The sequence below is a fragment of the Synechococcus sp. BMK-MC-1 genome (assembly GCF_014279955.1).
GTDB lineage: Bacteria > Cyanobacteriota > Cyanobacteriia > PCC-6307 > Cyanobiaceae > Synechococcus_C.
In genome coordinates this window covers 2,413,138-2,435,002 of sequence record NZ_CP047939.1, presented here as the reverse complement: position 1 = coordinate 2,435,002, position 21,865 = coordinate 2,413,138, and the positions used below count along the sequence as shown (strand labels likewise).

The window sequence follows — 21,865 nt, the reverse complement described above, 5'->3', positions numbered from 1 at the left end:
TCCTGGCGTTCAGGGGCGAGGATGGGGCCCACCGTCAGGTGTGTTGTTGACCCTGTGAGTTCCAGTGATGGCCCCCTCCGCATCTGAGCAGCAACGCCCCAAACGCCCAAAGTTCTGGGTTGGTCCCTTGGTGGCCGGGGCTTGTTTTGCGTTGGGATACGGCATCACCCAGCGGGTTGTGTTGATGCGAGCCGCCTGGCAGCAGCCTCAGCAGGAAGCGTTCCGTCCGCAGGATTTCCCCGGCGAGACCCTTGGGGACTTGAGACGTCGCCACGGCGAGGACAAAGCGTTGATGGGCGATGTGGCGGCGCTTGAAGCTGTGGAAGCCGAACAACGCAAGCTCGAGCAGGCCAAGGAGCAGGCTGCGGCGATCGCTGCCGAGGCTGAACGTCGTCAGGCTGAGCAGCAGGCTGCTCTGGTGGAGCCCGTTTTGACGGAGCCCGCGTGGACGGCAACGCCAGTGGCTGCCCCTGCTGTTGAGCTCCCTGCAGCCGAGCTGGAGCCTGAGACGCCTGCGGAAACGGCCATCGCACCGCTTCCTGATCCGGTGATCGATGCGCAGGATCCAGACCTGTTCGAAAGTCCTGCCCCGCCGGTCAATCCTCAACCGTTCGAGGATCCCCAGGCCTTTTCAACGCCGCCTACGGCACCACCCAATCCGTAGATCAGCCTCACCAGATGAGGGAGGGATCTGCCACAGTTTGCGCATCGGCAGATCGCCATGACGCCACCTGATGCCTTGCTGCGCGCGACCATCAATCGCTTGGTTGCCCGCGTTGGAGAGGGGTTAGCGGATGCTGCCGCTGGCATGGCGGTTGCTGTTCAGGATGCCCCCGAACGCATTCGCCAGGAGTGGGATCTCTTTCAGGAAGAGGTGAGAGCTGAGGCCGAGCGGCTGCATCAAGAGAGCGATCTGTCTGAATCCCAGGGCACCCAACCGCCAACGGATCCGTCGGATGAATCCCTGCAAGAGCGCATTGATCGCCTGAGGGCCCAGGTCGCAGACCTCGACAACCGCTTGGAGGAGCACACTTGAGTCGCTTGGTGTCGTTGATGGCGCCCTGGCGTCGCGCCCTCCGTGCCTTGCGCATCTGGCGAGCTGTTGTCGTGCTGCTTGTGCTCCTTTGGTGGGATGGGCAGGGCTGGACCTACGCCGGTGGGCCTACACCAGAGCGCAGGGAACAGCGCCAGCAGCAGCGGGCCCGTTGGCTCACTCGCGAACTTCTGGAGCTTGGTTCTGCCTTCATCAAGCTGGGGCAGTTGCTATCGGCCCGCCCGGATGTGCTTCCTGCGGGTTGGGTGGCCGAGCTGGCTGATCTTCAAGACAAGGTGCCGGCCTTCCCATTCGATCAAGCCCAGGCCTTGCTGGAGGAGGAACTGGGCGCCCGCTGCGCCGAGATCATCGATCTCGATGTAGAGCCGCTTGGAGCGGCTTCGTTGGCCCAGGTGCATCGCGCCAGCTTGCGCAGCGGCCGCCAGGTGGTGCTCAAGATTCAGCGCCCCGGCCTGGAGTCCGTGTTCCGCCTCGACCTGGAGGTGATGCAACGGGTGGCGGCTGTTCTGCAGCGTCACCCCCAATGGGGGAGAGGTCGTGATTGGGTGGCGATTGCCCAGGAGTGCCGGCGTGTGCTGCTCAGGGAGCTGGATTTTCGCCTTGAAGCGCAGCATGCGGCACGGTTCCGCCAGCAGTTTCTCGATGAGTCCCGGATCCGCGTTCCTGGCGTGATCTGGGAATTGAGCACCCGGCGGGTGCTCTGCCTTGATTACCTGCCAGGCATCAAGATCAACGATCGCCCGGCGTTGATTCAAGCGGGAATTGACCCTGGTGAGGTCGCTGAGATCGGAGCCGCCAGCTATCTCCAGCAACTGGTGCGGTACGGCTTTTTTCACGCCGATCCTCACCCCGGCAATCTCGCCGTTGCAGCCGATGGGGCACTGATCTACTACGACTTCGGAATGATGGGGCAGCTGTCCGAGCGTCTGCGCCGGAGGCTTGGCGCGATGGTTCGTGCCGCGGCATCGAGGGATGCGGCCGCCCTGGTCGAGGAGATGCAGGCTGCGGGGGTGATCGCCGGTGATGTGGATGTGGGACCGGTGCGCCGTCTGGTGCGTTTGATGCTCCGTGATGCCCTCACGCCTCCGTTCAGCGCCAATGTGATCGACAAGCTCTCCGGTGATCTCTACGAACTGGTGTACGGCCAACCCTTCCGCCTGCCGGTGGAGATGATCTTCGTGATGCGGGCACTCTCCACCTTTGAGGGTGTAGGCCGCAGCCTTGATCCTGGCTTTAGTTTGGTGGGGATTGCCAAGCCCTATCTGCTGCCTCTGATGACATCCAGTGGATCCGGTTCCAATGATCTGTTCAATGAGCTCGGCCGTCAGGTGGGGGCCCTGAGTTCCCGTGCTGTAGGGATCCCTCGGCGCCTTGATGAAAGCCTGGAGCGCCTGGAGCAGGGCGATCTGCAATTACAGATCCGCATGGGCGAGTCCGACAGACAGTTCCGTCGCATGGTGACGGCTCAACATTCCATCGGTCAGTCGGTTCTGCTCGGGGGATTGGCCGTGGCCGCGGCATTGATGGGTGCGAGCACTCGGCCGCTGTGGGCGCTGTTGCCTCTGGGTGCAGCTGTTCCTGTTGGGATGGGCTGGCTCAAACTCCAGGTGAAGTTGCGCAAGGATGCCCGGCTGGAAAGTCTGTCCTCAGCGCAACGCTGAGGACAGACTTCGTCTGGGAATCAGGCGTTCCCGCGTGGTCCCTGACCGACGGCACCGGCATAAACGGCCTGGCTGCCCAGTTCGTCTTCGATGCGCAGCAACTGGTTGTACTTCGCCACGCGTTCGCTGCGGCTGAGGGAGCCTGTCTTGATCTGACCGGCGCGGGTGGCAACAGACAGATCAGCGATAGTGGTGTCTTCTGTTTCACCACTGCGGTGACTGATCACACTCGTGTAACCCGAGCGGCCGGCCAGATCGATCGCTTGCAGGGTTTCGGTGAGTGATCCGATCTGATTCACCTTGATCAGAATCGAATTGGCGGTGCTGCTGTCGATGCCCTGCTGCAGTCGCTTGGTGTTGGTCACGAACAGATCGTCGCCCACCAGTTGAACCTTGCTGCCCAGGCGTTCGGTGAGCAGCTTCCAGCCCTCCCAATCGTCCTCAGCCAGGCCATCCTCGATCGAAACGATCGGGAATGTCTCGACCAGTTTTTCGAGCTGACCGACCATCTCAGCGCTGTCGTAGCTGCCGCCATCAAAGGCATAGCGGCCATCAGCGAAGAACTCGGTGCTGGCCACATCCAGAGCCAGGGAGATTTGCTCTCCAGGTTTGTACCCGGCTTTTTCAATCGCCTCCACCAGGATTTCACCGGCTTCCACGTTGCCCAGGTCGGGGGCAAAGCCGCCTTCATCGCCCACTGCGGTGCTCATGCCCTTGGCGCTGAGCAGCTTCTTCAAGGTGTGGAACACTTCGGTGCCCATGCGCAGGGCTTCCCTGAAGCTCGGGGCACCGTGGGGAACCAGCATGAATTCCTGGAAGTCCAGGCTGTTGGCTGCGTGAGCACCCCCATTGATCACATTCATCAGGGGAACGGGCAGCAGGGTGGCCATCGGGCCACCCAGGTAGCGGTACAGCGGCAATCCCAGGCCATTGGCTGCAGCCCGGGCATTGGCCATGCTCACCGCCAGGATGGCGTTGGCACCCAGGGACGACTTGTTGTCGCTGCCGTCGAGCTCCAGCATGGCGGCATCCACGGCGGCCTGATCCAGTGCTGAAAGCCCGCAGAGAGCGGGGGCGATCCGCTCTTCGATGTGGTTCACAGCCTGGATGACGCCCTTGCCCATGTAGCGATCGCCGCCATCGCGCAGTTCATGGGCTTCGTGGGCCCCTGTGCTCGCACCGCTGGGCACGATCGCCCGGCCGCTGGCGCCACCCTCCAGGAGCACTTCGGCCTCCACGGTTGGGTTTCCGCGGGAGTCGAGCACCTCACGGGCCACGATGGTGTCGATGACGAGGTCGAGGGAATCGAACACGTGGGGTGAATCGAAGACTGGTGGATCCTATGGGTCGCCCTGCTCACTGCAGCTGTGCCCTCCGGCACGAACGGCAAGCGTCCATGCAAGAGCTTCCACGAGCCAAGGGAATGCACCATGCTGGGTAGGAGCCGCTGATCCTGTCGATGCGCATGCTGCACACCATGCTTCGGGTGGGCGATCTCGAGCGGTCTCTGGCCTTCTACACCAACGTTCTGGGCATGCGCTTGCTGCGGCGCAAGGACTATCCAGGCGGACGCTTCACCCTCGCCTTTGTCGGTTACGGGGATGAGGCGGAGTCCACCGTTCTTGAACTCACCCACAACTGGGATACCACTGAGTACGACCTCGGAAGTGGCTACGGACACATCGCCTTGGGCGTGGACGATATCCAGGCAACCTGCGCAGGAATTGCTGGCCAGGGGGGTCGGGTTGTTCGCGAACCAGGCCCGATGAAGCACGGAAGCACCGTGATCGCCTTCGTGGAAGATCCTGATGGATACAAGATTGAGCTGATTGAACTGGCGTCCCGTTCCCTGTCTGCCTGAGCCACCCTTTGATGACGTCTGCCTACGAAGGGAGCTTCCAGCCTCCAGCCAGCCTCACTGCCGAACCTGAGCGTTTCAGCGATCAGGCCTGGGATCTGTTGCTGAGTTCCCAGGACGTGGCCAGGCGTTGGCGCCATGGAGATCTCGATGTGGAGCACCTGCTCCAGGTGCTGTTCGCCGATCCTCGTTATCAGGCGGAGGTGGCTGTGCTTTCAGTCCCCCGCGACCGTCTCCTTGATCAGCTCGAAGCGTTTCTTGCCGAGCAACCCACCGCCCGCGGTCAGGATCTGTTCATTGGGGAAGACCTCGAACGCTTGCTGGAGTCGGCGGATGCTGTGCGCGGGCTGTGGGGCTCTCGTCTGATCGATCTGTCCCACTTGATCATTGCGATCGGCCGTGATCCGCGCATTGGCGAAGATCTGCTCTCCCGCTTCGGGCTGACGCCGGACCGTTTGGAGGCGGAGCTGCGCCGGGCTCCGGATCCTCGCCCTGGCCCTGGCGCAGCGATCCAAGTCCCCGCACAAGGGGCTTCATCACAGGCTCCGTCCTTCCCGGTCCCGCCGTCTGCTCCGGCACCGCCGCCCGCTCCAGCAGCGCCACCGGCGCCTACCCAAACGACCGACGCTGTGCCTGAGCCGGCCCCTGCTGCTGAGGCAACAGCCCTCGAGCGCTTTGGTCGGGATCTCACGGCGGAAGCTGCTGATGGTCAGCTGGATCCAGTGGTGGGAAGGGATGTTGAGATTCGCAGCCTGATCAAAGTGCTGTCCCGCCGCGGCAAGAACAACCCAGTGCTGATCGGTGCTCCGGGTGTGGGAAAAACGGCGATTGCTGAACTGCTCGCCCAGCGAATGGTGGCTGGTGAAGTGCCTGAATCGCTTCAAGGCCTGCGGCTTGTGGCGCTGGATGCCGGAGCGCTGATTGCCGGTGCCAAGTTCCGTGGACAATTCGAGGAGCGCCTGCGCGAGGTGTTGCAGGAGGTGAGTGATCCGGAAGCGGGTGTGGTGCTGTTCATCGATGAACTGCACACGGTGGTGAACAGTGATCGCAGCAGTGCCGATGCCGGAAGCCTGCTCAAGCCTGCGCTGGCGCGGGGCGATCTGCGCTGCATCGCCGCCACCACACCCGAGGATTACCGGCGCACTGTTGAAAAAGACCCTGCACTGAACAGGCGTTTTCAGCAGGTGCCCATCGCGGAGCCTTCCATCGACCACAGCATCGAGATCCTTCGTGGGGTGAAGGAGCGCTATGAGCTGCACCATGGAGTCACGATCACGGACGCCGCGGTCACCGCCGCCGCCCGGCTCGCCGATCGCTACATCAGCGACCGCTGCCTGCCCGATAAGGCGATCGATCTGATCGACGAGGCGGCCGCTCAGCTGAAGATGGATGTGACCTCCAAACCCCAGGTGGTGGAAGATGCCGAGATGGCCTTGCGCCGGGTGGAGTTGTCGGTGCTTGCGGCGGAACAGGCGCCTGAAGCGGAACGTGTTCAGCTGCAGCGTCAACGACTGGAGGCCACCACGCAGTTGTCCCGGTTGCGGGAGCGTTGGCAGGCTGAACGCGCCCAGCTCGAGGAGCTGCGCCAGCTGCTGCAGGAGGACGAAGATCTCCGCCATGCCATGGCCGAGGCGGAACGCGAGGGAGACCTCGAGGAGGCTGCGCGCCTGCAATACGACCAGCTCCATCGACTCCAGCAGCGCCGCGACGCTCTCGAGCAGTCCCTCAGTAATGCCCAAGCTGCTGGAACCGCGCTGCTGCGCGAACAGGTGGAGGCCGCGGATATTGCCGACGTGGTGGCGCGCTGGACTGGGATCCCGGTCCAGCGGCTGCTGGCAGGGGAACGCCAGAAACTGCTGGAGCTGGATCAACGGTTGCAAGAGCGGGTGATCGGGCAACCGGAGGCCGTGCAGGCTGTGGCGGCTGCGATCCGCAGGGCGCGTGCCGGCATGAAGGATCCGCGCCGGCCAGTGGGGTCCTTCCTCTTCTTGGGGCCGACCGGTGTGGGCAAGACCGAACTGGCCAAGGCCCTCTCGGGTCAACTCTTTGATGAAGAGGAGGCGATGGTGCGTCTCGACATGAGCGAGTTCATGGAGCGCAATGCCGTGGCCCGCTTGTTGGGTGCTCCTCCGGGCTATGTGGGCTACGAGGAAGGCGGTCAGCTCACAGAGGCCGTGCGTCGTCGTCCCTATGCCCTGCTCCTGCTTGATGAGGTGGAGAAGGCCCATCCAGACGTCTTCAATGTGCTGCTGCAGGTGCTCGACGACGGCCGGCTCAGTGATTCCCAGGGGCGCACCGTTGATTTCCGTCACACGGTGGTTGTGATGACCAGCAATCTCGCCAGTCGGGCCATCCTCGAGGCAGCGCGATCAGGCCAGGAGTCGGACCCTCAAGCCGCATCCCCGTCATTGGATGCGGCGGTGGATGAAGCGCTCAACAGCCATTTTCGGCCTGAATTTCTCAACCGCATCGATGAGGTGATTCGGTTTCGACCACTCGATCAGCAGGATTTGAGCCGGATTGTGCGCTTGCAACTGGCTGATCTGTCCAGGCTTCTGCGGGAGCAGGGACTCTCCCTCGAGGTTGACGACGCCGTGATCGATGCCCTCGTGAGCCTGGGCTATGAACCTGAGTACGGCGCCAGACCCCTGCGCCGTGTGTTGCGCCGCCGCCTGGAAAACCCCCTGGCGACGGAATTGCTCGAAGATCGCTTCCACGGTGCCCAAACCGTGCGGGTCCACGCTGGCGCTTCGCCCGCTGAACCCTTCAGGTTTGAACCGGCTTGAGCGCAGAAGGCGTCCGGTAGGATCTTTGTTTGCTGTCACGTGCCATCTGAGCCTGCGTCAGCACCGGCCCAATGACTCCGTGCCCAGCGATTCGTGACAACGCCTACCTCCGAGGACACTGCAGCAGCCAAGTCACCGGCTCCTACCGGCTCTGACCAGCCGGGAAAGAAAGGTGGGTTCTTCGCTGCGACCTACGAGGAGCTCAAGCTGGTTGTCTGGCCCAGTCGGCAGCAGCTGTTCAGTGAATCGATCGCAGTGATTCTGATGGTGAGCCTGTCAGCTGCTGCCATCGCTGCTCTGAGCCGTTTTTACGGCTGGGCTGCGTCCCAGGTGTTCCGTTGATCGGCTGGTCCGCGTCCCACGGCGTCGAGTCGCATCGATGCTCTGTTCTTCTCATCCTGCCCCGTGTCTGATCTCGATCTCAGCCAGTCGGATTCCAGTGAAGTGCTGGATCTTCCGGCCCCGAACGACGGCGAGGAAGGAACGCTCGAAGTCCCTGAAGTGCGAACGGGGATTGCCCGCTGGTACGCGGTGCAGGTGGCTTCAAGCTGCGAGAAGAAGGTGAAGGCCACCCTGGAACAACGGGCGGTCACCCTGGGCGTGAGCAACAGGATTCTTGAAATCGAGATTCCGGAAACGCCCGCTGTGAAGATCAAGAAAGACGGCAGCCGCCAGTCCACGGAGGAGAAGGTCTTCCCCGGCTATGTGCTCGTGCGCATGGTGCTCGACGAAGACACGATGATGGCTGTGCGCAGCACCCCGAACGTCATCAACTTCGTGGGAGCGGAGGATCGCCGCGCGACAGGAAAAGCCCGCGGTCACATCAAGCCGCGCCCGCTGAGCCGTTCCGAGGTGGATCGCATCTTCAAGCGGGCTGCTGAGAAGAAGACTGTCGTCAAGGTTGATCTCACCGAAGGGGATCAGATCCTGGTGACGGCTGGGCCGTTCAAGGATTTCCAGGGTGAAGTGATTGAAGTGTCGGGTGAGCGCAGCAAGCTCAAGGCCCTTCTTTCAATCTTCGGCCGGGAAACGCCTGTGGAGCTCGAGTTCTCCCAGGTGAGCAAGCAAAACTGAGCTGTTGTGGCGGCCGTCTCCCTGCGGAGGGCGGCCTCAGGAGTGGTTTCCGCTCCGCCGCACCTGCCTCGAGGGGCAGGTGATCCGCAGATGTACAACTCCGTCCGCCGATGGCCAAGAAAGTCACAGCCGTTATCAAGCTGGCCCTTCAGGCCGGCAAAGCCAACCCCGCACCGCCCGTGGGCCCTGCTCTCGGTCAGCACGGGGTCAACATCATGGCGTTCTGCAAGGAGTACAACGCCCGTACCCAGGACAAGGCCGGTTTTGTGATCCCGGTGGAGATCTCGGTCTTCGAAGACCGCAGCTTCACCTTCATCACCAAGACGCCTCCGGCGTCTGTGCTGATCACCAAAGCCGCCGGAATCGAGAAGGGCTCCGGCGAGTCCGCCAAGGGAAGTGTTGGCTCCATCAAGCGCTCCCAGCTTGAGGAGATCGCCAAGACCAAGCTGCCCGATCTCAATTGCACCAGCATTGAATCGGCCATGCGCATCATCGAAGGCACCGCTCGCAACATGGGCGTCGCCATCACCGACTGACGCGTCAGGCGCCAGTTTTCACTGCTTCAACTGTTCTTTTACGGGGGAGACCCAGCGGTCGCCTGCACCCCATTCCTGCCATGCCCAAAACATCCAAACGCCTGGCCAGCCTCGTCAACAAAATCGAGGAACGGGCCTACGAACCCCTTGAAGCCATCAAGCTCGTCAAGGAGAACGCCACTGCCAAGTTCGACGAAACCGTGGAAGCCCACGCCCGTCTTGGCATTGACCCCAAATACACCGACCAGCAGCTGCGCACCACGGTGGCCCTGCCCCATGGCACCGGTCAGACGGTGCGGATTGCGGTCATCACCCGCGGCGAAAAGGTTGCTGAGGCCAAAGCAGCCGGCGCTGAACTCGCTGGTGACGAGGATCTGGTGGAAACCATCAGCAAGGGAGAAATGGATTTCGACCTGCTGATCGCCACCCCCGACATGATGCCCAAGGTCGCCAAGTTGGGTCGGGTGCTTGGTCCACGCGGTTTGATGCCGAACCCCAAGGCGGGAACGGTGACGACGGATCTGGCGGCAGCCATCAATGAATTCAAGGCCGGCAAACTGGAATTCCGTGCTGACCGCACGGGAATCGTGCACGTGCGTTTCGGCAAGGCCAGCTTCTCGGAAGGCAACCTGCTGGACAACCTCAAGACGCTCCAGGAGACCATTGACCGCAACAAGCCCAGCGGCGCGAAGGGGCGCTACTGGAAGAGCCTGTACGTGACCTCCACCATGGGACCCTCCGTGGAAGTTGATATCGCTGCGCTGCAGGACAGCAACAAAGACGGCTAATGACGCTGTGATGTAGGTTGAGTGGCTGGCGAAAGCCAGTCCACGGGCACGCGCCCGGCCTGAGACAGCAGGTTGCATCAGCCAGTTTCTTCGAACCGGCCCGATTGCATAAGCCCTGCCGAGGCAAACGCGACGATTTTGCTCCCTTAGGGATTGGATCGACACGCGGCCTCGTCTTCTCGTTTGAGAAGCACTGATCGGCCGCGTGTCCAGCTTGTTCCCCCGACCGATCCAATTCCTATGGGCCGCACTCTGGAGAGCAAGCAACAGATCGTCGAAGAGCTCAAGCAGCTCCTCGGTGAGGCCGAAATGGCACTGGTCCTGGATTATCAGGGTCTCTCCATCAAGGAAATGTCTGATCTGCGGACCCGTCTGCAGGCAGCCAATGGTGTGTGCAAGGTGACCAAAAACACCTTGATGCGCCGTGCCATTGATGGTGACAGTGCTTGGTCAAACCTTGATTCCCTTCTCACCGGCACCAACGCTTTCGTCCTTGTCAAAGGGGATGTGGGCGGTGCAGTGAAAGCCGTTCAGGCTTTCCAGAAGGACACCAAAAAGTCTGAAACCAAGGGCGGCCTTTTCGAAGGCAAGCTTCTGTCTCAGGACGAGATCAAGGCCATTGGTGATCTTCCCTCCAAGGAAGCACTCATGGCACAGATCGCCGGTGCCATCAATGCCGTTGCCACCAAGGTGGCTGTCGGCATCAACGAGGTTCCCTCCGGCCTTGCTCGGGCGCTCAAGCAGCACGCCGAATCCGGCGAAGGCTGACCGTCTTCGACTCGACTGTTTCTCTGATCTGTTGCTGATTCCCAACCATGTCTGCAAAAACCGACGAAATTCTCGAATCACTGAAAACTCTCTCGCTGCTTGAGGCTTCCGAGCTCGTCAAGCAGATCGAGGAAGCTTTCGGTGTGTCCGCTGCCGCATCTGCTGGTGTGGTGATGGCTGCTCCTGGCGCTGCTGGCGCTGGTGGTGGCGAGGCTGCTGAAGAGAAGACCGAATTTGATGTTGTGCTGGAGAGCTTTGAAGCTTCAGCCAAGATCAAGGTCCTCAAGGCTGTGCGTGAGGCCACCGGCCTGGGTCTTGGTGATGCCAAGGCCATGGTCGAGGCTGCACCCAAGGCCATCAAGGAAGGCGTGTCCAAGGACGAAGCCGAAGCCCTTAAGAAGGCCATCGAAGAAGTGGGCGGCAAGGTCACCCTCAAGTGATCGTGTTGGGTCGGTGTCCTGCGGGATCGCGACCCTTCTCCCCATTCCAATTCCATCAACCGACCCCAGGGTCGGTTTTTTTGTGAGCAAAAAAAAGAGCTCTGCCAAAAGCAGAGCTCAGAAGTGAAGCGCATTGCAGGAGTCTGTCCTTGTTTCGACCCTGAAGAGGCGCTTGGCACTCCTCACACAAGAGCAACCTAAGAAGTGATCCTGGGTCTGTCCCGCCTGCGCAGGGCGCTCCTTCAACTGTCCTCGCCTCAGGGGCGGAAAGGAATCACCTGCAATCGGATCGGTCCGCGTGTTCCCTGCCCCCTGCGTCCTGCCTGCGGCAATCCGGGAGCACTGGGCAGACTTGCTGAGAAGCTGCGGGTTTGAGCGGTGCTGCCCCGACTCGACGCCATGAGTGTGGGCATCGGCTTGGAATTGGCGAAATACACGTGGCTCAGCGTTCGCCCCTTGTAAGCCCGACGCTCCAGCGCCCACCCCGGCTCCAGGGTCAGTTTCACAAAAGCATCCTTGTCGCGCCGCACCTGGGTGGCTCGGGCCACAACCGTGCTGTCTCCTCTCACCGGATCCATGGCCTGCAGCAGCAGTCCATCGCGGTTCTGTTCCAGCTTCAGGCGAAAGCGTTTGTCGGAATCCGTGCCTCCTGTCCGCAGGGAATAGCCGTTGCTGTCGAGATAGCGGCTGCAGATCCCGCTGAAGTCGAAGTCATTCAAGGATGGCTTCATCAAGCCGTCCCTGCGCTCTTCCCAACAAAGGGGACGCGCCTTGATCTGCTCCAGCACCAGCAGTTTCCAGCGGCTGTTCCCCACCGCCTGAGCCAGGATCGCAAAGCGTTCCTGTTGCAGCGGCCGGCTGTCGAACAAAGCCCGGCTCAAGCCAGGAACTGCCGCGCCCAAACCGGCAAGCCCCAGGGCCGTGGCGGCCATGGCAGTCCTGCGCAAGTAGGTTCGGCCCATCGCCCAGTCCTCCTGGGTGTTCAAGAACCGTGTTGTACCGAACACAGGGTGGGCTGACAAATGGCGGAGAGCGATCGCAGAGGACGGGTTGTGGCGGCGGCCACCGATGGTGCCTGCAGCGGTAATCCAGGCCCGGGGGGCTGGGGTGCGTTGATCCGTTTTGAAGACGGCAGTGTGGAGGAGTTCGGTGGATCCGACCCGGCCACAACCAACAACCGCATGGAGCTTCAGGCGGCCCTCGCCCTGCTGGAGCGTTTGGCGGAGCTGCCCCGTCATCCCGATCTCACCCTGCGAACCGACAGCAAATACCTGATCGATGGGCTTGGCTCCTGGATGGCCGGATGGAAACGCAAAGGCTGGAAAACGGCTGCCGGTAAGCCCGTGCTCAATCAGGATCTCTGGCAGGCTCTCGATGCGGCACGCCTGCCCGATGTGCCGCTCACCTATGTGAAAGGCCACAGCGGTGATCCCGACAACGACCGGGTGGATGCCATTGCTGTGGCCTATTCCAAGGGGGGCACACCACCCCTGCGTGCTGTGCCAACGCAACCCGCGGATCCAGCCCCGGAGCCGCTGCGCACGTTGCTCACGCGCTTGGAGTTGGCGGATCGCTTGGCCAGCGGTGGTTTCACGCTCACCGCCGTCGAGCTTGCTCAGTTGGTGGAACAACCCCTCACCAACGTGCTCGAACGCCAGCAGCCATGGCGGTGGCGTGACTGGATGGTGGAACCGATCGAGGGGGATCGCTGGCGTCTGCGGCGTGCCGAGGCAGGATCGAGATAGAAGCAGGAAACCAGATGGCCCAGTCGTCATCATCTGGGGTGTTGTCCACCGCAGGTTTCTATCGCCGCTGGCTGGGCCCCGTACTGGCCAACGATGAAGGCGTCGATGCCGAACAGCTCAGTCGTGCGGCTCTGCAGGCTCTCGCTCAGCTCAGCCTCAGGCGTCGATGGCCCGGAGTCTCCGGTGTGTTGGAAGGGATCGGTGCGGAGCTTCAGCGCAACGATGTGCGCCTCGAACAGGTGCTCTTCGGCTGCCGCTTCAGCAATCCCGTCGGCCTGGCTGCTGGCTTCGACAAGAACGGTGTCGCCGCCGGGGTGTGGGATCGCTTCGGGTTTGGCTTTGCGGAGGTGGGAACCGTCACCTGGCATGGGCAACCAGGCAATCCGCGGCCGCGGCTGTTCCGGCTGGCCCAGGAGCGGGCCGCCTTGAATCGCATGGGATTCAACAACGGTGGTGCCGAGGTGTTGCGCCGCACCCTGTTGCGGCAGGCGTTGCCGGCCCGTGGTCAGCGCCCGGCGGTGCTGGGGATCAACTTCGGGAAGTCCAAAATCACCCCCCTCGACCAGGCGGCCGACGACTATGCCTCCTCGCTCGAACTGCTGGCGCCCCAGGCGGATTACGCCGTGATCAATGTCAGCTCTCCGAACACCCCGGGCCTGAGGGATCTGCAGGACGCGTCGCAACTGCGGCGCCTGGTGGAGCGTCTGCGCCGTCTGCCCGGCTGCCCGCCCCTGCTCGTGAAGATCGCCCCCGATCTGGAGGATGACGCCATCGATGGGTTGGCCCGCCTTGCCTATGAGGAGGGTCTTGCGGGGGTGATCGCCGTGAACACGAGCCTGGACCGTCTGGGCCTGGAGCAGCGTGTGATTGCCCAGACCGGGCGCACCCTGGCGGAAGAGGCGGGTGGCCTCAGTGGTGATCCCCTGCGCCGCCGGGCTTTGGAAGTGTTGCGGCGCCTGCGCGCCACCGCCGGACCTGCGCTTCCCCTTGTGGGTGTGGGCGGAATCAGCACACCGGAAGCGGCCTGGGAGCGGATCACGGCTGGTGCGTCCCTGATTCAGCTGTATACGGGTTGGATTTATGAAGGCCCCGATCTGGTGCCCCGGGTGTTGGAGGGACTGCAGCTGCAGCTCGATCGCCATGGATTCCGCCATATCAGTGAGGCAGTGGGGAGCGGCGCCCCTTGGCGCTAGCCGATACCCTTCCGGCAGAGCGTTGATGACGCCAGTGGGGGGAATGTGGTGCTGGCCGGACTGAACGAGCGCTTTCCCGCGGTTGAGGGCTGGATCCGCCAGGCCCAGGCTCTGCTGGATCCCGTGCTGGTTGTGCTGGCTCCTTCCGACGACGCCCTCACACTCAGCTGGAGCCTGCAAGGAGAGCCACAGCTCACCAGCGTTCCGCTTCCCCAGGATCTCGTCCGCGCCGGCGTTCCCTTGCAGCGCGATGTGCTTGGCGACACCCTGGCGGATCTGTTGCTGGATCAGGGGTTGGTGGCAGCCCAGGTTGCGGTGGACGTGCTGTTGCCCCTGCCGTGCTGCCAGTGGCGGCGGCTTCAGGGAGCGGCGGCGGCCACGCTCGGCAACGGTGATGACCTGCGGGCGCTTGCTCCAGACCTGGGCTGGTCTCTCTCGCTGCAGGAGAGCTACCTCGACCTGGTGCCGGACCTCAGCACGGAGACGGTGATGGTGGTGGGCGCCGAGCGCATGGTGCTGCAGGCCTGGCTGGACACCCTGGCCGCGGCCGACTTCAGCGTGCGCCGGGCTGAGTGGCTGCTTTGTGCTGCCTGGAGAGGACTGGTCTGCTTGCACGAGCAGGACCTGCAGCAGCCTCTGATCTGGCTGCTGGAGCAGGGGGGGCGCTGGCGTCTCCTGCTGCTGGAGCATGGATGGCCTGAGTTGGACGTTGCCCTGGACGCCAGGGATCTGGCGGCCTTGCGCGTGGAAGTGCTGGGGTTGGTCGGGGCCTGGATGGAGCACAACAGCGAGCCAGGATCCGCGGCTCTGCCCCTGCCGGGCTGGTACGTGACGGCTGATGCTGCGTGGCGAGGCCGCTGGGGGGAGAGCCATGACGCGCTCAAGCTTGGGCCATTGCTTGGGGATGCCGAAATGTCCCTGGTGGAGCTGGCATTGATGGCGCCCGCGGAGGTGCCGGGATGAGCCGACAGCAGCAGCGATTGCCGGATCTGTTGCGCGAACGGCGCTTGGAGCTTGGTCTCCCCCAGCAGGCGCCACCGCTGATGCCCAAGGAGCCCTTGCTGTTGCGGGGGGCGTTGCTGGGTGGGGCGGCTGTGGGTGTTGCCTTGGCCTTTGTGGTTGGCCTGGGCTGGATTGAGGCTGCTCAGCGCCGAGAGCTGGAGACGTTGTTGCCGTTTGAACGTCAGGTCCGTTCGCTTGAAGGACAGATCAAGGCGAACAGAGGCAAGTTGTCCTCTTTTAAAAAGGACACGCTTCAGATCGCCGAGCAACTCGTGGCCGTCCCCGCAGGATCGCCCTTGCTGGAGCAGTTGCGGCGCGTCACTCCCGCCGGCATCCAACTCGAGGACGTGTCGGTTCAAAACGACCGGATCAAGGTGTCTGGCAAAGCTGCCGTGGGAACCACGCCGGGGCCTCTGGAGCGCATCAATGCTCTGGCGATCACCTTGGCGCGCCTACCCATCTCCAAGACCGACGCTGTGAAGGTGCTCAAACTCACCCGCGAGGACGGTGACAGCCCGGTGGTGAACTTCAGTCTCGACTGGGAGCTTGATCCCAGAGCGGGACCGTCGATCCAACAATTAAAGGCTTTGGGGGCTGAGGGGCTGGCCGAGCGCTACCGGTTGCTCCAGCAGCAGGGGGTGCCGCTGTGACCAACCTCAGTCCGGATCAATCGGTCTGGCGTCGCCGGTTCAGCCGGGGGCGGATCCTGGTGGGTGCGCCTGCGGCCATTGGGGTGGTGCTGGCAGGGGCGCTGTTGGCTGGGCTGGCTTGGCCGCGGCTGGGGGTGATCGAAGAACAACGCCAGCGCATGGACGACTTGAAGGCCAAAGAGGCATCCCTGCCCCAGTTGAAACTGCAGCGCACCAAAACCCAGGTGGAGTTGCAGAAAGCGCAGCAGCAGCAGAACCTGCTCATTGAACTGGTGGCTGGCCAGGGGGAGATCGCCACGTTTCTGGCTCAGCTCAGCCGCGAGTCGGCTGCCACCGGAGTGGAGATCACGCTGTATGAGCCTGTGCCTGCGGCTCCAGCGGATGCCTCGTCGCAGGCACCGAACCAGGCATCCAAATCCAGAAACACCCAGGGGAAAGGCAACAAGCAGACAGCACCAAAGGACCCCTTGGCCAAGCTCGGTTACCAGAAAACGGCGGTTCTGCTCCAGGCGGAGGGCCCCTATCCCGGCTTGCTCGCTTTTCTCAGGCGGATGGAGGCGTTGGAATTGCTGGTTCAGCCCAGCGATCTGGAACTCGTAGCGCTTGACGATGCGTCCCAAGCGTCTGATGACAACGCTCAACGACCTGCCGCACCACCACGCACACGGCTGAAGCTGCGGCTCACGTTCTACGACAAAACCGCAGAACCGCTTGAGCCGAAGCCGCAATCAGCGCCTTCCTGAACCCCTGGTGAGTTCTTGTGATTGAGGGCTGGTTGGGATGAGATGCGATCGATACCATCCGCCCATGGTTTGCGGCCGTTCGGCCCGGGTATGCGCTTCCCTCCTTCCCGGTTCACGGCCCTTGTGTTGATGGCTGGCCTCTCGGCTGCCGACGTGGGGGCACTCGACGGGCTGATGAACAACGTCTCCCGTCAGGTGCAGGCGCAGGGTGCCCTGGCGTTGCGCATCCGCCGTGGCCCAAGCGGTGTGGAGGTAGTGGTAGAGGGTGTGGGGGCCCAGCCGGTGCTGCAGCAGCGCATCAATGGTGGGGTCTGGGAAGGGCGTTTGCAGACCCAGGGGCAGCCGGGGGTGCGCGATGGCAGCCAGCAACTGTCGGATCCCGGCGCGAGCCTGGCCAAGGTGGCGATCAGTGGATCGGGGCAGACCTACCAATTGCAGGTGGTGCCGGTGCCGGGTCAGACCCTGCAGGAACCGGTGGTGAGCGCGGATGGCAGAAATCTGATCCTTCAGTTCAACGGATTGGCCACAGCACCCACCCTGCAGACGGGCCGCCTGGATCTGAACACCCCGGGCAGTGTGCCCCAGGCGCGCTACGCCCCTCCCCTGCGTCCACGCGCCGTCGCGCCGCCGCTCGGCGACATGGCCGTGGGCACGATGGTGCTGCAGAACCGCAGCTTCGTGAATGTGAGCGGCCCGCCGGTGACGCTCACCTTGAACAACGCCCCTGCGAAGGATGCCCTGATGGCTTTGGCGCGTTTGGGCGGGTATGGGTTTGTGTTTGTTGGCGAAGATTCGGCAGCCAGTGGCTCAGCGGAGCCGTCCTCGGTGGCCACCGTGTCGATGGCCTTCCAGAACGAAAGCTATGCCCGTGCCCTGAATGGTGTGCTGCTGGCTTCAGGCCTGCAAGGCAAGTTGGACGGCCGCACCTTGCTTGTGGGTAAGGCAGCTGCGACCAAAACCTTCGGGCCGCAGATGTCCAAAGTGATTCGCTTGAATCAAGTGAGTGCAAGCTCAGCGGCTGAGTACCTGGGAAACCTTGGTGCCACATTCAATCTGACGAATACGATTACAACCACAACTGGAGAGCCTGCATCCGCAGGGACATCGCAACTCAGCAACCAGACATCACAGATTAATTCGACAATATTGGAAAGTGAAAGTTTTGGGGCCTCCACTGGTCCTCTGAGAGGACTTGTTGTGACAACAGATTCACGACTTTCAACGGTGACTTTGGTTGGTGATTCTCAGCTCGTTGCCATTGCTGAAGGCTATTTGAAGCAGATCGATTTGCGTCAGAGACAGGTGGCTCTAAATGTCAAGATACTGGATATTGCATTGTCCAACGATTCCCAAATCAACAATAGCTTTGCTTTTCGCTCTGGTAATGCGTTCATCGTCAGCGAAAACGGCCAGTTGCTGGCCAATTTCGGAGCCTACAAGCCGCCTGGTAGTGAGCAGGGCGGGTTGCCGGGTCGATACAACGCTGACCAAGGAACAACTCCTATTCCGGGAACGGGCGCTTTGGACGGTGGCGAAGGATTTGTTGATAGTCCAACATCGCCATTTCCCCTTCCTGGCTCAGTGACACGTATTGGGCCTGATGGTGTAACAGAGCGAGGGCCTTTTAGGCCGGATTTCGGAACATTTGATAATCCTTTGCAGCCTGGAATTGACGAAATTGATGAGGATGGCCGAGTCACCTATAGGTCGCCCACGCGTTTTCAGTATCCGGTCAATCAATTCTTTGACTTTCTGGCGGCCCAGATTCAGTCGTCTTCAACCAAAATTCTGGCGAGTCCTACGTTGATTATTCAGGAGGGATCTGAGTCCACGCAAGGCTCCGATGCGTCGAAGATTTCTGCTGATGGCAAGGTTGGCCGCGAGCGCACTAACGAAGCCTTGGTTTCTGTTGGGACGAAGCTTGTGACCTCTTTTGAGGTGAAGCAGGATGAGAATGGCAATAATTTTTGTCAACCAGTTTTTAGCAATGCAGGTTTAACTTTTGGGGCCAGGGTTGAGAAAATTGATGACAATGGATTCGTGACTTTTTCTCTGTCTCCCGAGATTTCTGCGGCAGTTGGTGTTCCTGAAACGATTGGCAAATGTGGAAACATCAACATTATCAACAGTCGAACACTCGACACGGGAAAGATTCGGGTTCGGGATGGGCAGACACTCATTCTCACGGGCGTGATTTCTGATACTGATGTTCAAGCTGTCACGAAATGGCCGATTCTTGGGGATATCCCATTCATTGGCCAGTTCTTCAGGAGTTCCAGTGGCGATCGCACAAAAAATGAACTTGTCATTCTTGTGACGCCACGCATTATCGATGACACTCAGGGAGGAAGTTATGGCTATGGCTACCGCCCCAGCCTCCCGGCCGCGCGGCAGATTATGAGCGGCTCCTAAAAGGGGGCGTTCTTAGAACCCCAGCCCCAGTGGAACCAGGGCTTTGGCTGCAATCGGCGCCAGCATGCGCAGCCCTGCCATGGCGCCTTGAAGGAACTGGCTGCCCATCCCTTTCCCTTCATTTGCCGAGTCACTTTCGAAGCGCCGCTTGGTCACGGAGTCGGCAGCAGCTATCAGCTGGTTCGCCCACTCCTGGGATCCTCTCGCTTGATACAGCGATGCCGCATAGCGGAAATCGGAGGCGGCCAGATCGTCTTTGGCCTGTTCGCTGCGGCTGATGCCTCGGGCCACCCAGCTGAGGGGTTCATTGGGAGCGCTGCGGATCGCATCGCTGAACAACTGCTCGGCTTCAGGCCAGCGTCCTGCTCGAAAGGCTGCAACGCCGGCGTTGTGCAGTGCCGCGTGGCTGCGCGACCCAGCCGCAACCCCCTGCGCTCCCTGCCAGTGCGCTTCTTCCAGGGCCTGGGGGCTGAGCCGGGCACCACTGAGATCCGCGTCTCGCAGGTCGGTGCCATACAGCTTGCTTCCGGTGAGGTCGGCGCCGCGCAGGGAGGCACCGCGCAGGCTGGTGAAACTCAGATCTGCATGTCTGAGGTCGGCCCCGTCGAGCTGGGCCTGGCCCAGGTTGGCGCGCATCAATTGGGCGTCGCGCAGGTTGGCGTCGCGCAAATCGGCGTGCACGAGATCGGCATCGGCGAGGCGGCAGCCCTCACAACTGCGCTCATGCAGCACTTTGATCAGGGACTCATTGGCGTGTGCTCCTGCATTCACTAACAGCGCGGTGCCCAGCATCAGGGCCCATGGTGCCCAGCGAAGTTGGCAGGAGGATCGAGTCATCACGCGGGCTCAGCGAGCAACCGGGTTGTATCGGTGTCTGCACCCGTCGTCGAGTCTCGCTGGGCAGGATGGAGCGAAAGCAGCTGGCGTCTGGTGTGAGCAGCGGACCACCTCCCCATGGCGGCAACCTGATCCAGGAAGCGCAGCGGTTTGGCCTGAATCCCGGGCGGGTTCTTGATGCCAGCGCCTCACTGGTGCCGTTTTCTCCACCCCGCCGCCTGCGACAGGCCCTTGCTGAGGCCATGCGCAGCAGTGCCCTGCGTGACTATCCCGATCGCCGCCAAGCCGCGCTTCGTGAAGCGATCGCTGCCTGGCATGGCGTCCCGCCCGAGCAGGTGTTGCCCGGCAACGGTGCTGCCGAGCTCTTCACATGGGTGGCCCGTGATGCGGCCGCGCTCGGGGTCAGTGCTCTGCCCCAGCCGGGATTCGCTGATTACGCCCGGGCCCTGCGCTGCTGGGACGCCGCCAGTGAATCTGTGCCGCTATCGCTCGCCTGGCCTGATCAGAGCGATCCCCAGCCCTGGCCGCTTGCACCGGACTCGCTGGCGAATGCATCCGTTGTTTGGATCACCAATCCCCACAACCCCACCGGCCAGCTCTGGAGCCGCGCGTCCCTGGAGCCGCTTTTGGCGCGTCATCGCCTGGTGATCTGCGATGAAGCCTTTCTGCCATTGGTGCCGAATGGTGAGCAGCAGTCGTTGATTCCACTCGTCGCCGATCACCCCAACCTGGTGGTGATCTGCAGCCTCACCAAGCTGTTCGCGGTGGCGGGGTTGCGACTGGGTTACGCCATCGCTGCGCCTGAGCGGCTTCAGCAGTGGAGTCAGTGGCGCGATCCCTGGCCGGTGAATGGTTTGGCGCTCGCCGCTGGCACCGCTGTGCTGGCCGACCAACAAGGCTTCGAGCGCTGGCAGCAACGCGTGCAGCATTGGGTGCGCCACGAGGGGGCCTGGTTGCAGCACCAGGTGGGGCAGCTCCCTGGGCTCCACCCACGCCCTTCAAGCGCCAACTATCTGCTCGTGGAGGGGCAAGCGTCGTTGCTGGTGTTGCGCGAACAGGTGGCCCAGCGCGGGGTGTTGCTGCGCGATTGCCGTTCTTTCGAGGGCCTGGGGGAGCGTTGGCTGCGGATTGGTCTTCAGGATCGCCGCGGCAATCGCCGCATCCTGCAGGCGCTGCGCAGGGCCCTGCGCCATCAGCCCCTGGGGTGAGTCACCGCACCAGCCCCTGCAGCAACGCGGCCAGCTGCTGATCCGCATCTGCTTCGGCAAGGGTGCCCATCGCTTGCGCCATCGACACCAGCGGGTCAGCGGCTGAATCACAACTCCGCAGCCTCGGGCCAAGCAAGCGCCAGAGGGTCTGGCGCAGAGTCGGTTCGCTGGGCCCGTGTTGATGCACGATCACTGCAGCACCGAGCGCTGCGGCGCAGGCGGCATTCGCATCCTGATGGCGATCGGCGGCCTGGGGAAACGGCACCAGCACGGTGGGGGTGCCGCTCACGGCGAGTTCACTCAGGCTGCCTGCGCCGGCGCGGCTGATGGCCAGATCGGCATGCTGCAACAGCGCTGGAATGGCATCGCTGAAGGGGCGTTCGGCGAAGCCGGGATGCTCGATGCTGTTCACATCGGGATCGTTGCTGCCGGTGAGATGCACCACCCGGCAGCCTTCGCTCAGCAGCATGGGCAGCAGGGGGCGCACCATGCGGTTCAGTCCAAGAGCACCTTGGCTGCCGCCCATCACCACCAGGAGTGGACCGGTCCCTTGCGGCACCCAGTCAGGCAGGGTCTGGGTCTGGAGAAAGCTGTTGCGCACCGGCGTCCCCGTCACGATCGCCTTGCAGCCGGGGATGCGCCTGGCGGCGGCTGGTAAACCGATCGCCACCTGGGTGCAGGCGCGTCCCAGCAGCCGGGTCACCCGGCCAGGGATGGCATTGGATTCATGCAGCACCACCGGAACGCCGCTCCAGCGGGCCCCAAGGATGGCCGGGGCGGCGATGTAGCCCCCCGTTGTGAACACCACATCGATGCCGTTGCGTCGAATCAGCCGGCGAACGTCGCGACTGGCCGCCAGCAGGCGGAGCAGTTGCACCACCTTCTTGAGGCCTCGCCCCTGCAGTCCACCGGCGTTCACCGTGGTGAGTGGGTAGCGCTCAGGAACCAATGTGGTTTCAAGTCGGTCCGGCACGCCCAGCCAGTGCGCGCTCCACCCGGCCGGAAGTGCATCCGCAACCGATAACGCCGGAAAGAGATGTCCGCCGGTGCCGCTGGCGGCGATCAGGAGCCGGGGCATGGAGGGCGGATCTTAAAAACGGGGCTTAACTT

22 protein-coding genes are annotated in these 21,865 nt (G+C 62.5%); 18 read left to right on the top strand and 4 right to left on the bottom strand.

The window, feature by feature from the left end:
• Nucleotides 1-67: 67 nt before the first annotated feature.
• Genes SynBMKMC1_RS13665 through SynBMKMC1_RS13655 form a run of 3 tightly spaced genes read left to right on the top strand, consistent with a single transcriptional unit; the run spans nt 68 to nt 2,715 of the window.
• Nucleotides 68-664, top strand: coding sequence for a hypothetical protein (locus tag SynBMKMC1_RS13665; protein WP_186472126.1), 597 nt, complete (start codon nt 68-70; stop codon nt 662-664).
• Between the two features lie 57 nt (nt 665-721).
• On the top strand, nt 722-1,036 hold the full coding sequence (locus SynBMKMC1_RS13660) for a hypothetical protein (RefSeq protein ID WP_186472125.1): 315 nt from the start codon (nt 722-724) through the stop codon (nt 1,034-1,036).
• A gap of 17 nt (nt 1,037-1,053) precedes the next feature.
• On the top strand, nt 1,054-2,715 hold the full coding sequence (locus SynBMKMC1_RS13655; protein WP_186472124.1) for an AarF/ABC1/UbiB kinase family protein: 1,662 nt from the start codon (nt 1,054-1,056) through the stop codon (nt 2,713-2,715).
• Nucleotides 2,716-2,735: 20 nt separating this feature from the next.
• Here the strand turns inward: SynBMKMC1_RS13655 and eno are convergent, their stop codons facing one another.
• Nucleotides 2,736-4,028: a phosphopyruvate hydratase gene (gene eno, locus SynBMKMC1_RS13650; RefSeq protein ID WP_186472123.1), complete on the bottom strand. Its 1,293-nt coding sequence runs from the start codon at nt 4,026-4,028 to the stop codon at nt 2,736-2,738.
• Between the two features lie 146 nt (nt 4,029-4,174).
• Between eno and gloA the strand changes: the two genes are divergently transcribed.
• From gloA to rplL, 8 genes are all read left to right on the top strand, one after another.
• On the top strand, nt 4,175-4,576 hold the full coding sequence (gloA, locus tag SynBMKMC1_RS13645) for a lactoylglutathione lyase (RefSeq protein WP_186472122.1): 402 nt from the start codon (nt 4,175-4,177) through the stop codon (nt 4,574-4,576).
• An 11-nt stretch (nt 4,577-4,587) separates the two neighbouring features.
• On the top strand, nt 4,588-7,359 hold the full coding sequence (locus SynBMKMC1_RS13640) for an ATP-dependent Clp protease ATP-binding subunit (protein WP_186472121.1): 2,772 nt from the start codon (nt 4,588-4,590) through the stop codon (nt 7,357-7,359).
• A 93-nt stretch (nt 7,360-7,452) separates the two neighbouring features.
• Nucleotides 7,453-7,701 carry a preprotein translocase subunit SecE gene (gene secE, locus SynBMKMC1_RS13635; protein ID WP_011934263.1) on the top strand — a complete coding sequence of 83 codons (249 nt, stop codon included), beginning with the start codon at nt 7,453-7,455 and terminating at the stop codon, nt 7,699-7,701.
• A 63-nt stretch (nt 7,702-7,764) separates the two neighbouring features.
• Nucleotides 7,765-8,433 (top strand): transcription termination/antitermination protein NusG, encoded by a 669-nt coding sequence (gene nusG / locus SynBMKMC1_RS13630; protein WP_011934262.1) that lies wholly within the window; start codon nt 7,765-7,767, stop codon nt 8,431-8,433.
• Nucleotides 8,434-8,543: 110 nt separating this feature from the next.
• Nucleotides 8,544-8,969, top strand: a complete 426-nt coding sequence (gene rplK, locus SynBMKMC1_RS13625) for a 50S ribosomal protein L11 (protein ID WP_011934261.1) — start codon at nt 8,544-8,546, stop codon at nt 8,967-8,969.
• Nucleotides 8,970-9,049: 80 nt separating this feature from the next.
• Nucleotides 9,050-9,757 carry a 50S ribosomal protein L1 gene (rplA, locus tag SynBMKMC1_RS13620; protein ID WP_186472120.1) on the top strand — a complete coding sequence of 236 codons (708 nt, stop codon included), beginning with the start codon at nt 9,050-9,052 and terminating at the stop codon, nt 9,755-9,757.
• A gap of 240 nt (nt 9,758-9,997) precedes the next feature.
• Complete coding sequence (gene rplJ / locus SynBMKMC1_RS13615; RefSeq protein ID WP_011934259.1) at nt 9,998-10,525, top strand: 50S ribosomal protein L10; 528 nt, start codon at nt 9,998-10,000, stop codon at nt 10,523-10,525.
• Nucleotides 10,526-10,572: 47 nt separating this feature from the next.
• On the top strand, nt 10,573-10,965 hold the full coding sequence (rplL, locus tag SynBMKMC1_RS13610; RefSeq protein ID WP_186472119.1) for a 50S ribosomal protein L7/L12: 393 nt from the start codon (nt 10,573-10,575) through the stop codon (nt 10,963-10,965).
• Nucleotides 10,966-11,222: 257 nt separating this feature from the next.
• Here rplL and SynBMKMC1_RS13605 read toward each other — a convergent pair whose 3' ends face one another.
• Nucleotides 11,223-11,927: a DUF3747 domain-containing protein gene (locus tag SynBMKMC1_RS13605; protein ID WP_041428978.1), complete on the bottom strand. Its 705-nt coding sequence runs from the start codon at nt 11,925-11,927 to the stop codon at nt 11,223-11,225.
• A 60-nt stretch (nt 11,928-11,987) separates the two neighbouring features.
• On the opposite strand from SynBMKMC1_RS13605, the gene SynBMKMC1_RS13600 reads away from it, so the two are divergent.
• The 6 genes from SynBMKMC1_RS13600 (at nt 11,988) to SynBMKMC1_RS13575 (ending at nt 18,710) form a co-directional block, all read left to right on the top strand.
• The gene (locus SynBMKMC1_RS13600) at nt 11,988-12,710 is read left to right on the top strand and encodes a ribonuclease H (RefSeq protein ID WP_186472118.1); all 723 of its coding nucleotides are present in this window, start codon (nt 11,988-11,990) and stop codon (nt 12,708-12,710) included.
• A gap of 14 nt (nt 12,711-12,724) precedes the next feature.
• A complete protein-coding gene (locus tag SynBMKMC1_RS13595) occupies nt 12,725-13,903 on the top strand; it encodes a quinone-dependent dihydroorotate dehydrogenase (RefSeq protein ID WP_186472117.1) in 1,179 nt (392 codons plus the stop codon).
• A 48-nt stretch (nt 13,904-13,951) separates the two neighbouring features.
• Nucleotides 13,952-14,866 (top strand): hypothetical protein, encoded by a 915-nt coding sequence (locus tag SynBMKMC1_RS13590; RefSeq protein ID WP_255486217.1) that lies wholly within the window; start codon nt 13,952-13,954, stop codon nt 14,864-14,866.
• Nucleotides 14,863-15,555 carry a PilN domain-containing protein gene (locus SynBMKMC1_RS13585; protein ID WP_186472115.1) on the top strand — a complete coding sequence of 231 codons (693 nt, stop codon included), beginning with the start codon at nt 14,863-14,865 and terminating at the stop codon, nt 15,553-15,555. Before SynBMKMC1_RS13590 ends, SynBMKMC1_RS13585 begins: the two co-directional genes overlap by 4 nt.
• A complete protein-coding gene (locus SynBMKMC1_RS13580; RefSeq protein WP_186472114.1) occupies nt 15,552-16,298 on the top strand; it encodes a hypothetical protein in 747 nt (248 codons plus the stop codon). The genes SynBMKMC1_RS13585 and SynBMKMC1_RS13580 overlap by 4 nt, the downstream gene beginning before the upstream one ends.
• A 90-nt stretch (nt 16,299-16,388) precedes the next feature.
• Nucleotides 16,389-18,710, top strand: a complete 2,322-nt coding sequence (locus SynBMKMC1_RS13575) for a type II secretion system protein GspD (protein ID WP_186472113.1) — start codon at nt 16,389-16,391, stop codon at nt 18,708-18,710.
• Between the two features lie 12 nt (nt 18,711-18,722).
• Here the strand turns inward: SynBMKMC1_RS13575 and SynBMKMC1_RS13570 are convergent, their stop codons facing one another.
• Nucleotides 18,723-19,547 carry a pentapeptide repeat-containing protein gene (locus SynBMKMC1_RS13570; RefSeq protein ID WP_186472112.1) on the bottom strand — a complete coding sequence of 275 codons (825 nt, stop codon included), beginning with the start codon at nt 19,545-19,547 and terminating at the stop codon, nt 18,723-18,725.
• A 68-nt stretch (nt 19,548-19,615) separates the two neighbouring features.
• On the opposite strand from SynBMKMC1_RS13570, the gene SynBMKMC1_RS13565 reads away from it, so the two are divergent.
• Entirely contained in the window at nt 19,616-20,755 is a 1,140-nt protein-coding gene (locus tag SynBMKMC1_RS13565; protein ID WP_255486216.1) for a histidinol-phosphate transaminase, read from the top strand.
• Between the two features lies 1 nt (nt 20,756).
• Here the strand turns inward: SynBMKMC1_RS13565 and SynBMKMC1_RS13560 are convergent, their stop codons facing one another.
• Complete coding sequence (locus tag SynBMKMC1_RS13560; RefSeq protein WP_186472111.1) at nt 20,757-21,833, bottom strand: glycosyltransferase; 1,077 nt, start codon at nt 21,831-21,833, stop codon at nt 20,757-20,759.
• Between the last annotated feature and the right edge of the window lie 32 nt (nt 21,834-21,865).

What these genes read in the sequence shown, in the direction of transcription:
- rplJ (WP_011934259.1), top strand. Translation starts at nt 9,998, where the DNA reads ATGGGCCGCACTCTGGAGAGCAAGCAACAGATCGTCGAAGAGCTCAAG.
- SynBMKMC1_RS13565 (WP_255486216.1), top strand. Translation starts at nt 19,616, where the DNA reads ATGGAGCGAAAGCAGCTGGCGTCTGGTGTGAGCAGCGGACCACCTCCC.
- SynBMKMC1_RS13570 (WP_186472112.1), bottom strand. Translation starts at nt 19,547, where the DNA reads ATGACTCGATCCTCCTGCCAACTTCGCTGGGCACCATGGGCCCTGATG.
- SynBMKMC1_RS13560 (WP_186472111.1), bottom strand. Translation starts at nt 21,833, where the DNA reads ATGCCCCGGCTCCTGATCGCCGCCAGCGGCACCGGCGGACATCTCTTT.
- SynBMKMC1_RS13655 (WP_186472124.1), top strand. Translation starts at nt 1,054, where the DNA reads ATGGCGCCCTGGCGTCGCGCCCTCCGTGCCTTGCGCATCTGGCGAGCT.
- SynBMKMC1_RS13595 (WP_186472117.1), top strand. Translation starts at nt 12,725, where the DNA reads ATGGCCCAGTCGTCATCATCTGGGGTGTTGTCCACCGCAGGTTTCTAT.
- SynBMKMC1_RS13665 (WP_186472126.1), top strand. Translation starts at nt 68, where the DNA reads ATGGCCCCCTCCGCATCTGAGCAGCAACGCCCCAAACGCCCAAAGTTC.
- SynBMKMC1_RS13585 (WP_186472115.1), top strand. Translation starts at nt 14,863, where the DNA reads ATGAGCCGACAGCAGCAGCGATTGCCGGATCTGTTGCGCGAACGGCGC.
- SynBMKMC1_RS13600 (WP_186472118.1), top strand. Translation starts at nt 11,988, where the DNA reads ATGGCGGAGAGCGATCGCAGAGGACGGGTTGTGGCGGCGGCCACCGAT.
- rplA (WP_186472120.1), top strand. Translation starts at nt 9,050, where the DNA reads ATGCCCAAAACATCCAAACGCCTGGCCAGCCTCGTCAACAAAATCGAG.
- gloA (WP_186472122.1), top strand. Translation starts at nt 4,175, where the DNA reads ATGCGCATGCTGCACACCATGCTTCGGGTGGGCGATCTCGAGCGGTCT.
- SynBMKMC1_RS13640 (WP_186472121.1), top strand. Translation starts at nt 4,588, where the DNA reads ATGACGTCTGCCTACGAAGGGAGCTTCCAGCCTCCAGCCAGCCTCACT.
- rplL (WP_186472119.1), top strand. Translation starts at nt 10,573, where the DNA reads ATGTCTGCAAAAACCGACGAAATTCTCGAATCACTGAAAACTCTCTCG.
- rplK (WP_011934261.1), top strand. Translation starts at nt 8,544, where the DNA reads ATGGCCAAGAAAGTCACAGCCGTTATCAAGCTGGCCCTTCAGGCCGGC.
- SynBMKMC1_RS13660 (WP_186472125.1), top strand. Translation starts at nt 722, where the DNA reads ATGACGCCACCTGATGCCTTGCTGCGCGCGACCATCAATCGCTTGGTT.
- SynBMKMC1_RS13605 (WP_041428978.1), bottom strand. Translation starts at nt 11,927, where the DNA reads ATGGGCCGAACCTACTTGCGCAGGACTGCCATGGCCGCCACGGCCCTG.
- SynBMKMC1_RS13575 (WP_186472113.1), top strand. Translation starts at nt 16,389, where the DNA reads ATGCGCTTCCCTCCTTCCCGGTTCACGGCCCTTGTGTTGATGGCTGGC.